9 protein-coding genes are annotated in these 12,199 nt (G+C 67.1%); 5 read left to right on the top strand and 4 right to left on the bottom strand.

The window, feature by feature from the left end; genetic code table 11:
- Positions 1–11 precede the first annotated feature (11 nt).
- From AC27VL_RS00110 to AC27VL_RS00100, 3 genes are read right to left on the bottom strand one after another with little or no spacing between them, the layout of a single operon-like run.
- A complete protein-coding gene (locus tag AC27VL_RS00110) occupies positions 12–545 on the bottom strand; it encodes a phage tail protein (RefSeq protein ID WP_100552708.1) in 534 nt (177 codons plus the stop codon).
- Positions 546–582: 37 nt separating this feature from the next.
- The gene (locus AC27VL_RS00105; RefSeq protein ID WP_100552709.1) at positions 583–1,113 is read right to left on the bottom strand and encodes a phage tail protein; all 531 of its coding nucleotides are present in this window, start codon (positions 1,111–1,113) and stop codon (positions 583–585) included.
- 30 nt (positions 1,114–1,143) lie between these two features.
- The gene (locus tag AC27VL_RS00100) at positions 1,144–1,668 is read right to left on the bottom strand and encodes a phage tail protein (RefSeq protein WP_100552710.1); all 525 of its coding nucleotides are present in this window, start codon (positions 1,666–1,668) and stop codon (positions 1,144–1,146) included.
- A 296-nt stretch (positions 1,669–1,964) separates the two neighbouring features.
- Between AC27VL_RS00100 and AC27VL_RS00095 the strand changes: the two genes are divergently transcribed.
- Entirely contained in the window at positions 1,965–7,037 is a 5,073-nt protein-coding gene (locus AC27VL_RS00095; RefSeq protein ID WP_488765193.1) for a putative Ig domain-containing protein, read from the top strand.
- Positions 7,038–7,155: 118 nt separating this feature from the next.
- Here the strand turns inward: AC27VL_RS00095 and AC27VL_RS00090 are convergent, their stop codons facing one another.
- Positions 7,156–8,073 carry a M14 family metallopeptidase gene (locus tag AC27VL_RS00090; RefSeq protein ID WP_488765192.1) on the bottom strand — a complete coding sequence of 306 codons (918 nt, stop codon included), beginning with the start codon at positions 8,071–8,073 and terminating at the stop codon, positions 7,156–7,158.
- A gap of 144 nt (positions 8,074–8,217) precedes the next feature.
- Here AC27VL_RS00090 and AC27VL_RS00085 point away from each other — a divergent pair, with 144 nt between their 5' ends.
- From AC27VL_RS00085 to AC27VL_RS00070, 4 genes are read left to right on the top strand one after another with little or no spacing between them, the layout of a single operon-like run.
- The gene (locus tag AC27VL_RS00085; RefSeq protein WP_488765191.1) at positions 8,218–8,871 is read left to right on the top strand and encodes a DUF3348 family protein; all 654 of its coding nucleotides are present in this window, start codon (positions 8,218–8,220) and stop codon (positions 8,869–8,871) included.
- 10 nt (positions 8,872–8,881) lie between these two features.
- On the top strand, positions 8,882–11,146 hold the full coding sequence (locus tag AC27VL_RS00080; RefSeq protein ID WP_488765190.1) for a DUF802 domain-containing protein: 2,265 nt from the start codon (positions 8,882–8,884) through the stop codon (positions 11,144–11,146).
- A complete protein-coding gene (locus tag AC27VL_RS00075; RefSeq protein ID WP_312703878.1) occupies positions 11,143–11,802 on the top strand; it encodes an OmpA family protein in 660 nt (219 codons plus the stop codon). Before AC27VL_RS00080 ends, AC27VL_RS00075 begins: the two co-directional genes overlap by 4 nt.
- Positions 11,699–12,169 carry a DUF2894 domain-containing protein gene (locus AC27VL_RS00070; protein ID WP_488765189.1) on the top strand — a complete coding sequence of 157 codons (471 nt, stop codon included), beginning with the start codon at positions 11,699–11,701 and terminating at the stop codon, positions 12,167–12,169. Before AC27VL_RS00075 ends, AC27VL_RS00070 begins: the two co-directional genes overlap by 104 nt.
- Positions 12,170–12,199: the final 30 nt, after the last annotated feature.

Here is a 12,199-nt window from a genome sequence, read left to right as displayed (position 1 = left end):
CTTGCATGTTGTCAGCCAAAGCTGGGGAACACCCCCTCCAACGCGATGCAGAAGTTCGTCGCGAGGTAGGGCTGGCGGTTTTCGTGGGGCTGGCCGCCGCCAGACGGACCGATCATTTTGGGACTGAACTGTGCGTTGGCGGTGGCGCTGGGCACGAACGGTGCACCTGAGGTCGGCAGACCCAGGTAGTTGCCCGCGACCGGGGTGCCGGTGCGCTTGGTCTGGTCAGGCTGGTTGTAGATCGTCAGGGAGTGGCTGTGCGACGGCATCTCCACAGTGTTCAACGTCACCGAATTGCTGCCATAGGCCTCGCCGATGGTGTGCGGGGTCAGGCCAGGGCCCTGGCCCTGTTCGGTAGCCGCGCGGTTGACGAAGTTGGGCAGCTGGAAATTCGTTCGTCCGTCGCCACCGTACTGGGTGCCCAGCAGCGAAAACAGCGCAGTGTTCTGCTGGATCGGCAGGGTGACGCCATTGCAGCTTGCCCAGCCACGTGGCGGGAAGTTGAAGCCGAAGATCTGGATTTCGCCGATGAAAGGTTCGGTCATGGTCGTGTCCTGGAAGCGGGTATGCGCGGGTGACGACTCAGCTCTGCGACGGGAAGATGCCCGCCCACGCGATGCAGAACTGCACCGTGAGCGTAGGCATCTGGTTGTCGTGCGGCTGGTTGCCACCCATGCTGACAACTGCATTGGGCGACATGACCGCAGCATTGGCGCCGGTGATATCGGTGACATACATGGTCTCGCCCGACAGCGCCGCCGGCAGCACGGTAGCGCCAACCGCACCGGTGGTTGCCAAGGCCGTGGTGGCCATCAGCGACGGGGTATGCTGGGGCAACTGCGTCTGCAGCAGGGTGACACTTTCGTTGCCCGCCTTCTGCCCCATCACGTAGGCGCTCAATCCCGGGCCGCGGCCTTGATGGATCGGCACGCAGCCGCGCAGGTCGGGCACACCAAAAGTGGTGACGCCGTTACCGCCGTACGTGGTGCCGATCAAGGTGTACAGCACTTCGTACTCGGCAATCGATTGAAGCGAACCGTCGCATGCGAACCAGCCGTTGGGCACGCGCGCAAAACCGAACATCCGGATTTCTCCGATGTAAGGGGTGCTCATGGGGAACTCCTGTAATGGGCTTCGGAAAAATCAGTTGCGCGACGGGAAAATGCCGTTCAGTGCGATCACGAAATTGATCACGGTGTAGGGCTGCAGGTTCGCGTGCGGCTGGTTGCCACCGCCCGGCCCCACGCCATTCAGCGGAACCAGGGTGCCGTTGGCAGGTCCGAAGATTGCACTGCCGCTGGTGCCATACAGACCGCCTGTAGGATTGCGCGCCGTACCTGCAGTGGTGGTGCCATTGACCACCGGGCTGTGGGCCGGAACCTGAGTGGGCAGCAGGGTAACGCTCTCCACGCCGCCCACTTCCCCTTGGACGTAAGGCGCAGGATTCCAGCCCCCATCCGCCGAAGGGCCGGCGCCCACCGGGGTACGCGATTGCAGATTGGGCAAGGCGAACGTGGTTCTGCCGTCACCGCCGTACATGGTCCCCAGCAGAGAAAACAGCGCCTGATTCTGGGCAATGGAAAGCAACTGTCCGTTGCAAACGGCAAATCCCTTGGGCGCGAACGCGAACCCCGTGAGCATTATCTGCCCGAGGAATACCTGGGTCATACCTTTTCCCCCGAAAGGTTGGTGGCACGGACGTCATGTCCGCTGCCGCCGCTACTCTCGCTCACACTCCACACGCCGTACAAGCGAAATCTTTGTGCGAATGCAACATTAACCATTCATGAATATATAGGCACTTTCTTTTTCACTCTGAATCCTGCTTGAATGATTGGCAGCAGTTCGCAAGGGGTGCGGTGCCGGGTCCAGCCCGGTGTCCGCGGACAGGGGTAAGGTCTCGCCGTTCTGGCTCGATGTCCTTGGGGACGGTCGAGCCCGTGCGGTGCCAACAGGGGCAGAACATGCATCAGTCATCAGCGCAACGCGTGGAGACGCCGCGTGCGCGTTCGCACGCTTTCTTTTCATCGTTCTGCTCCTGGTTCATCGTCGCGCTGTTGTGCGCGGGCAGCCTGTGGCCGCAGTTGGCGACGGCAGCCTCATCGACGTTCTGCCCGACGCTGAGCATGTCGGTGGCCAACAGTGGCTCGCAGACGATCGACATCAACCACTGTCACGGCGGCTTTGGTATCGCCGCAGGCACGGCAGCAACTCCGCACGGCAGCCGCACGGTAGGTTTGCAGTCGGGTGCCAACCTGCCGCTGACCTACACCCACAACGGCGACAGTGCCTCCACCGATACCTTCGTCATCCAGGACGACTTCGGCGGTGACATCACTGTCACCGTAACGATCGCTCCGGCGTCGGCCATCACCCTCGTCGCCACCCCCGCGGTCAACCTGACGGTGGGCGTGCCTTTCAGCACCAGCCTCAGTGCCAGTGGTGGCACCGGCCCCTATACCTACAGCCTGGACAGCGGCTCCATTCCGCCGGGGCTGAGCCTGAGCGGAAACATCATCAGCGGTACGCCGACCCAGCGCGGCGCCTACGCCTTCACCATCCGCGCCACCGACAGCGCCTCTGCCAGCGGCGTGCGCAGCTTCAGCGGTTCGGCAGCCAACCCGACGCTTACCATCGCGCCGTCGTCGCCGTCTGCCGCGCTGAACCTTCCCTACTCTGTCACCTTCACTGCCAGCGGTGGCGTGCCCGGCTACACGTTCGCGTATGAAAACGGCACCCTGCCACCCGGCCTGAGCCTGAGCGGCGCGACCCTGAGCGGCACGCCCACCACCCAGGGCAGCTACACCTTTGGCATCCGCGTCGCCGACAGCAGCACCGGCACCGGCAGCTATGCGGAGGTCAAATCCGTGACCCTGCAGGTGGTTGCGCCGCCGACCATCGTGATCAACCCGGCCACCGTTCCGGGTGCAACCGTCGCTGTGGCCTACAGCCAGACCCTCAGCGCCAGCGGCGGCACTGCGCAGTATGGCTTCGCCATCACCGCAGGCGCCCTGCCCGCAGGGATGAGCCTCAACACCAGCACCGGCGCACTGACCGGTACGCCCACCGCGGCCGGCACCTTCAACTTCACCGTGACCGCAACAGACGCCAATAGTTTCACCGGTTCCAACGCCTACACCCTGGTGGTGGCACCGCCGGTAATCGTTATCGCTCCGGCCGCGCTGACAGGCGGCACAGTCGGCGGGGCCTACAGTGAGACCTTCATTGCCAGCGGCGGCATCGCCTCGTACAGCTATGCCATCACTGCCGGTGCCCTCCCGGCGGGGGTGACGCTCAATGGCAGCAACGGCGTCATCAGCGGAACACCCACCGCAGGCGGCACCTTCAACTTCACCGTTACAGCGACCAGCAGCAGCACCGGCACGGGTGTGCCGCACAGCGGCTCGCGTGCCTATTCGACGACGTTCCTTCCGGCAACGGTCCTGCTGCCGGCCACCACTCTGGCCAATGGCACCGAGGGCGTGGCGTACAGCGCTGCGCTCAATCCCGCCAGCGGCGGCACCTCGTCGTACACCTATGCGATCACTGCGGGCAGTTTGCCGGCGGGCATCGCGCTGAACGCCAGCACGGGAGCCCTGTCGGGCACCCCCACATCAGCGGGCATCTCCAATTTCGCGGTGACCGCCACCGACAGCAGCACCGGCAGCGGGCCCTACAGCTCGGCGCCACGTGGCTATTCGCTACAGATCATCAACAGTCCGCCGGTTGCCAATCCGGTGTCGGCGACCGTGGCCTACAACAGCAGCGCCAATCCGATCACGCTGAACATCACCGGCGGCGTGCCGACCTCGGTGGCCATCGGCACTGCAGCGGCTCACGGCAGTGCCGTCGCCAGCGGCACCACCGTCACCTACCAGCCCACCGCGGGCTACGCGGGCCCGGACAGCTTTACCTACACCGCAACAAACACTGCCGGCACCTCGGCGCCCGCAACGGTCAGCATCACGGTCGGCAATCCGACCATCACCGTGACTGCGGGCGGCCCGATGAGCGCCCAGGTCGGCGCAAGTTACAGCCAGACGTTCACCTGGAATGGTGGCACCGCACCCTATAGCGGATTCACTGTCACTGGCCTGCCAGCGGGTGTGGGCATCAGCGGCACCACCGCCAACAGCGTGACCGTAAGCGGCACGGTGAGCGCGGCGGGCAGCTTCAGCCTCGTCGCCAGTGCAACCGACAGCAGCTCCGGCAACGGTCCGTTCACCACCGGCCAGGGCTTCACGCTGACCGTTGGTGCGCCGACCCTGAGCATGACCCCGGCGCCGGGCAACCTGCCGATGAACTACGGCGTGGCCACCACCATCAATTTCGCCAGCAGCGGCGGCATCGCGCCGTACAGCTACGCACTGGTCGCCGGCTCGCTGCCGGTGGGGGTCACCCTGACGTCGGCCGGTGTGCTCAGCGGTACGCCGACCGTCCCTGGCAACTACAACATCGCCGTGCGCACCACCGACTCCAGCACCGGCGCGGGAGCGCCGTTCTCGCTGCAGCAGAACTACACCATCGTCGTTGCCACGCCGGCAATCGCCATCGATCCGCCCAGCCTGCCCAACGGCAGCGCAGGGGTGGCCTACAACGCGCAGTTGAGTTCCAGCGGCGGTATAGCCCCCTACAGCTACGCGCTGCTCAGTGGTGCGCTGCCGATCGGCATGTCCTTCACCTCCGCTGGCGCACTGGCCGGCATCCCCCGATCGGATGGCAACTTCAGCATCACATTGGGTTCCACCGATTCCAACGGCCAGACCGCCAGCCGCGTGTACACCTTCACGATCACTCCGGCGACCGTGGTACTGACACCCGCCACCCTGCCCAGCGGCACGGTGGGCACGGCCTATTCGCAGAGCCTGAGCAGCAGCGGTGGCATCGCGCCGTATACCTATGCGATCGCCTCCGGCACCCTGCCCCCGGGCATTGCCTTCAGTTCGGCGGGTGTGTTCAGCGGTACGCCGACCACGGCCGGCAGCTATACCGCAGTGGTGCGTTCCACCGACGACGCCGGCTACAACGCCACCCAGAGCTACAGCGTCGTCATCGCTGACGCGGTACCGGTGGCAGTGGATGACAGCGCCACCACGCCATCGCAGCAACCGGTGACGATTCCGGTAACGGCGAACGACGGCGGAGTGACCACCTCGATCGCCGTGGCAGGCGCGCCGGCACATGGCACCGCCACCGTCAGCGGCGTGACGGTTGTCTACACACCAACAGGCACCTACTTCGGCGCGGACAGCTTCACCTACACCGCCACCGGCCCAGGTGGCACCTCGGCCCCGGCCACGGTGTCGATCACCGTCAACGCGCTGCCGGTGCCTGCGGGGCAGCCGCGCGCGGCTGTCGCCACCGTGGCAGGGCAGCCGGTGACCATCGACACCACGGTGGGTGCCACCGGCGGTCCGTTCACCGGTGTGACCCTGGTGACGCAGCCGGCCACCGGCACCACGACGGTGACCGGTACCAACATCACCTACACGCCGCTGGTCACCGCCTCGGGCACCGCGAGCATCGTCTACACATTGAACAACGCCTATGGCGCTTCGGCTCCGATCACCACCACGATCACCATCAACCAGGTGCCTGTGGCGGTCTCGCGTCGGGTCAGTGCAAATGCGGGTGTTGCGGCGGTGGTCGAGCTGACGACCGACGCCACCGGAGGCCCGTTCACCGCAGCCACCCTGGTGTCGCTGTCACCGGCCGCTGCCGGCACTGCCACCATCGCACCGTCCGGTAGCGGCGCCAGCGCGGGCTATCGCCTGACCTTCATCCCGGCGGCTACGTTCGCCGGTACCGCCACGGCCACCTTCACGTTGGCAAACGCATTCGCGACCTCGGCGCCGGCGACCATCGACTTTGATGTGATCGGCCGACCGGACCCGACCCTGGACGCGGAAGTGATGGGCCTGCTGGGCGCGCAGACCGCTTCCACCCGTCGCTTCGCCACTGCGCAGATCGGCAACTTCCAGCGCCGCATGGAAGGCCTGCATGGTGCCGGCAGAGGCACACGCTTCGAGAACGGGCTGAGCTTCGGCGTCGACCGCGACCGTCGCTGCCAGGATGAAGTGCGACGCATGCCCGGCGGCGATTGCCGCCAGGTCACCGCGCTGGACGAATCTGTTCTGAGGGACGACGTTGCTGTCGCGCCCGTCGGCGGGGATCGCGGCAAACGTAGCGGCAATGGCGATAACGGCGCCCTGACCCTGTGGACCGGCGGTTCGATCAACAGCGGTGATCGCGATGGTCGCTCGGGCAGCGCCGGCTTCGACTTCCAGACCAGCGGCATCAGTGCTGGTGCCGATACCCGCGTGAACCAGTCGTTCGCCTTCGGCGCCGGTATCGGCTACGGCCGCGACACTACCGACGTCGGTCACAACGACACCCGCAGCCACGGCGAGAGCTACACCCTGGCTGCGTACGCCAGCTATCACCCGGGCCAGTACTTCTTCGTTGATGGCCTGCTGGGTTATCAGTTGCTGTCGTTCGATTCGCGCCGCTACGTGACTGCCAATGGCGCGATGGTGCAAGGTGACCGCGACGGCAAGCAGTGGTTCGCCTCGCTGTCGGTCGGTGGCGACTACCAGCGCGACCGGTTGTCGGTGAGCCCGTACGCGCGCCTGGATCTGGCCCGCGCCACATTGAACGGCTATACCGAACGCGGCGACGCCATCTACGCCCTGCGCTACGAGGACCAGGATGTGGATACCACCACCGCCAGCCTGGGCGTGCACATGGACTATCGCTTCCCGGTGCGCTTCGGCACGCTCTCGCCACAGTTGCGGCTCGAATACCAGCACGACTTCCAGGACGCCAGCTCGGTGACGATGGGCTACGCCGATCTGCCGGGCGGTCCGTTCTACCGCGGCGAAATCGACGGGCTCAAGCGCAACCGGTTCGTGTTCGGTCTGGGTGCGGTGCTGCAGACCGAGCGCGACCTCAGCCTGCGGATCGAGTACCGCGGCCTGTTCGGCAGCAGCGAAGACACCGACCACGGTGTGCAGCTGAACCTGGAAAAGAAGTACTGATCACGTGGGGCGCGGCGACGCGCCCCACCCTCCCGCCGGTCGTGCATGTCGAAGGCACCGGCTGATCCTGCCGCCGATCAAGCCGGCCGGGCATGGGCCCGGCGCTACGACGCAGCCGTCAATTGGCCAGGGCGAAATCCAACCCCGCACACACCGCTGCCACCTGGGCGTCGTTGCATTCCTGCGGATTGGTGCGCGGGCTGTCCGGGTACACCTCGGTGGTGGTGGCATACAGCGCATCGGTGAAGCCGGCACATGCACCGATGGAACGCGACTCGCCCCACACCACGCCCGGCGACTGCAGCGGCATGCCCACCAGATTGCCTTCGGCGTCGGCCGGGGCAATGTGGGTGATCGGGGCCACGGCGGCGATCAGTGCCTTTTGGAATTCGTGCTGCGGGTCTTCGCTGTTGCCGATCACGTAGAAGCCATCGGGAATGGTGTCGCGCTCGAACGGCTTGCCGTCGCGGGCGCAACGGGCCGGGTCGAACTCGTGCAGGTCGCTGTCGGTGGTTTCGTGCAGGTCCAGGTGGACCCGGATGTTGGCCTTGCGTTCGGCCACCCAGCGCATCAACGAGGCGGCTTCTTCGATCAGGCCGCCGTCACGGAAACTACGGTTGGGGTCGATGGCATTGGGATTCCAGCGCTGGATGCGCTCGTAGCCCCACGGGCTCACGCACGGGGCCACGATCAGGTTGAAGCGGCCCAGGTAACGCTCGGCATGCTGTTCCAGGAACTGCAGGGCGCCATGCACGCCGCTGGTTTCGTAGCCATGCACGCCGCCGGTGACCAGCGCGGTGGGCAGGGCCGGGTTCCAGTCGTGGTTCACCACCGCAAACAGCGGGTAGTGGTCAGGGGCGTAGTCAAGCTGGCCGTACTGGACCACGTCGAAGCGCTCGTCCAGCCGTTCCAGCGCGGTCACCACGTCCTCGTGGTAGCTGCGCTGCCGCTGCTGGCGGGCCCGCCACTGCGCTCGTTCGACGTCGCCCCAGGGCTGTCCGGGGGTGCCGATCGGGTAGAACTGCGCAACGGTCATCTCAAGCTCCAGAAGTCGGGGTACGGTGGTACAGCCGACCATTTTAAGCCCTGTGGCCCGATCGTTGCTGCCCCCGCGCCCCGCCTTCATACGGCCGCCCTCATCTGGTTGTAAAATCAATGGTTTTTGGCCCCCACCCCCTTGATGGCGAACGCAGCGCAGCCGGTCCTGGGTGGACCGGACTTCCTCCGTCTGCTCGCCCGTCTCAGCGACGGCGCGATGCCGGCCTCCAGTCCCGCCCTGACCGATCGCCTCGGCCAGTGGGTGGACTGGAGCCGTGCCGTGGCCCTGGCGGGGGCGCTGGATGGCCGCCTGGCTGAACCGGCCGAGGCCGCCGAAGCGCTGGATGATCTGCTGGCCGACTGCGCCCAGGCCGAAGCGAGCCTGTTGGCCTCGCTGAGCGAGGATGCCGAGGCCGAGCGCCTGCTGGACCTGGCCGAGGCCGCTGCGGCACCCAACTTCGCTTCGCTGCGGCAGCGCTACCGCGTGCTGCAGCAGGCCATCCAGACCGCCACCGGCCGCCTGCGCGGCCGCCTGCGTGACCAGCTGGTGCTGGCATCACCGGAGCTGGCGCGGCTGGCCGAGGTCGATGCGGTGATGGAACAGACCTTGAGCCCGCGCGAGCACACCCTGCTCGCCACCGCCCCAGCAGTGCTGGGTGCCCGATTCGAACGCGTGCACGGCCAGCCCGGCTGGCGCGCGTCCTTCCGCCACGACATGCGCACGCTGCTGCTCGCCGAGCTGCAGCTGCGCTTCCACCCGATCCAGGGGCTGCTTGCCGCCCTGCGCTCACACTGACCGGAACACCATGTCCAGAACTGTTTTCCACGTCCTTGTCTTCCTTGCTGGCCTGCTGGCCGTGTGCTGGATCGGTGTCGGCTATGTCTCGGTGCACCCGCTGGGTGCGGCCGTGGCAGCGATCATTGCGGCCTGCTACATCGCCGGTGGCGTGGAGCTGTACCGCTACCGGCAGGCCAGCAATGGCCTGCGCGCGGCGCTGAATGACGTTTCGCTGGCCCAGGACAGCCTGGCGCCGTGGCTGGAGCGTGTGCCGCTGGGCCTGCGCAACGCCGTGCGCCTGCGCGTGGAAGGCGAGCGCACCGCCCTGCCCTCGCCGGTGCTGACCCCCTATCTGGTAGGCCTGCTGGTGCTGCTGGGCATGCTCGGCACGCTGCTGGGCATGATGGACACCCTGCGCGGCACGGGCCTGGCCCTGCAGAGCGCTACCGACATGGCCGCCATCCGCGGCTCGCTGGCCTCGCCAGTGCAGGGCCTGGCGGTGGCGTTCGGCACGTCCATCGCCGGTGTCGCCAGTTCGGCCATGCTGGGCCTGTTGTCGGCGCTGCTGCGCCGCGACCGCCTGCAGGTGGTGCAGCAGCTGGACCGCGCCATCGCCACTGACCTGCATCCGTATTCGCAAGCCTGGCAGCGCGCCGAGTCGCTGCGCCTGCTGCAGTCGCAGTCCGCGGCGCTGCCTGCGCTGGTCGATCGCCTGCAGGCGATGACCAGCACCTTCGAACAGCACAGCGCGGCCGCCAATGAGCGCCTGCTGGCCGGCCAGGCCGAATTCCTGGCGCAGAGCCAGGCGTTGCAGGAACGCCTGGCCACCTCGCTGCAGCAGTCGCTGCGCGAAGGCGCCGAAGCCAGTGCCGCCGCCATCGGGGGCGCGCTGCAGCCGATGGCCGAAGCCACGCTGGCCGGTCTGGCCAGCCACGGCCAGGCGCTGCATTCGCGCGTCGAACACGCGGTGCAGCAGCAGTTGAAGGGCCTCACTGAAGGCTTCGAGCGCAGCCGCGTGGCCACCGAGGCCAGCTGGGCCAACGTCGTGGCCGAGCAGACCGGCGCGCAGCAGGCACTGGTTTCTGAACTGCGCCAGCATCTGCAGTCCTTCAGCGAAGGCCAGAGCACGCAAGGTGAAGCCCTGGTGGCACGCATCGGCGAGCGCCTGCAGGCCGATGCCAGCAGCAACGCCGAGGCCTGGCGCGCTGCTGCCGAACAGCAGCATGCGTTGAACAGTGAACTGGTCGAGCGTCAGCAGCAGGCACTGCAGCGTGCCAGTGGCCACCTGGACGAACGTGCGCAGGCGCTGCTGCAGGCGCTGGATGAGCGCCACGCCGCCGGCCAGTCGCTGCTGCAGGACCACGAACAACAGCGCCTGCAGGACTGGCAGGCTGCACAGGCCGCCACCGCCACGGCGCACGCCGAACTGCAGGCGGGCCTGGATGCACGCGAACAGCAGCGTCAGGCACGCTGGGACGCGGTGAGTACCGAGCTGCAGCAGGCGCATGCCGCATTGCAGGCTCAGCTGGTGGCCGCTGACGAACAGCGCCTGCAGCGCTGGAGCGATGCGTTGCAGAACGTTTCGACCGAGCTGGCCGAGCGCCTGCAGGCCAATGGCGAACGCTTGTCCACGCAGCAGCAGCAGGTGTGCGACACGCTGGCGCAGACCGCGCAGCAGATCGGCGAGAACGGCCGCGCACAGGCCAGCGCCACGCTGGCCGAAGTATCCACCCTGCTGCAGACCGCGGCCGAGGCGCCGAAAGCCGCCGCCGAGGTCGTCAACGAACTGCGCAGCACCCTGTCTGAAAGCCTGGTGCGCGACAACGCGATGCTGGAGGAGCGTGGCCACCTGCTGGCCACGGTGCAGACTCTGCTGGAGGCGATCAACCACGCCTCGCACGAGCAGCGCACGGCCGTGGACGCGCTGGTCGGTGGTTCGGCTGAACTGCTGGAACGCGTCGGCAACCGCTTCACCGACCACATCGCCGCCGAGACCGGCAAGCTCGATGGCATCGCCACCCTGCTCAACGGCAGTGCCGGCGAGGTAGGTCAGCTGGCCGGCACCTTCGGTTCTGCAGTCGAACAGTTCGGCACCGCCTCGGCGGAGCTGTCGGGACGCCTGGAGCAGATCGGCGGTGCGTTGGATGCCTCGCTGGCGCGCAGCGATGAGCAGCTGGCGTACTACGTGGCACAGGCGCGCGAGGTGGTCGACCTCAGCCTGCTGTCGCAGAAGCAGGTGATGGAAGAACTGCAGCAGCTGGCCGCGCGCCGCGGCAAGGCCGGCAGCGCATGAGCGACGAGCTGGAGGTCGATGGCGGCTCGCACGCCCCGATCTGGGCGGCATTCGGCGATCTGATGTCGGTGCTGCTGGGCGCGTTCGTGCTGATCCTGGTCGGCGTGGTTGCGGTGCAGCTGGAGCTGTCACAACGGCTGGACCAGGAGGTCAAGCAGCGCCAGGCCGAGGCCAAGCGCCTGCAGACGCTGGAACAGGCGCTGGCCGGTCCGCTTGCCGCCGGCCGGGTGACGCTGGTGGATGGCCGCATCGGCATCAGCGGCAACGTGCTGTTCGCGCTGAACTCCGACCAGCTGCAGCCGGAAGGCCAGGAACTGCTGCGCAGCCTAGCCGCGCCGTTGGCGGCGTACCTGGGTTCGCGCGAAGAAATCCTGATGGTCAGCGGCTTCACCGATGACGCGCCGGTACGCCAAGGCAACCGCCGCTTCGCCGACAACTGGGAACTGTCCGCGCAGCGCTCGCTGACGGTGACCCGGACCCTGATCGCCGACGGTGTACCGGCCGATGCGGTGTTCGCCGCCGCCTTCGGCAGCGAGCAGCCGGTCAGTTCCAATGCCAGCGAAGATGGCCGCGCGCGCAACCGCCGCGTGGAGATCGCGCCGATTCCCAAGCCCAAGGCGGCTGCACCGGGTGAAAAGAGCGGCGATGGCAGCTGAGTCCTCGCCGTTGGATGGACTGCGTGCGCTGGTGCGCGATCTGGATGCCGGCTCGCATGCGCTTGCGCACTATCCGCAGGTGCCGATGCTGGACGACGTGCGCCGCGAGTGGTCCGAACTGCGCAGCGAACTGCAGGTGCGCCGCTCGCTGCGCACCGAGGCCCCGGCCGACGGCGGCCCACTGAACTCGGCAGTGCTGGTGCAGCGCATGCTGGACACGATGCAGGCGACCAGCCCCGGGTATCTGCGCCACTTCATCGACTACGTCGATACGCTGTCGTGGCTGCAGGCGTTGCAGGATGGTGCAGCCAGCGTTGCGGATACCGCAAAGCCGAAACGCACACGCAAGCCACGCAAGGCGGATTGAGCACGCGTTGACGCCGACCTCGATCGGCGC

This window comes from Stenotrophomonas sp. 14P6.2.3, from assembly GCF_057799055.1.
Note: the sequence above shows the minus strand (reverse complement) of the source record. Positions and strands in the feature narration are given on the sequence as shown.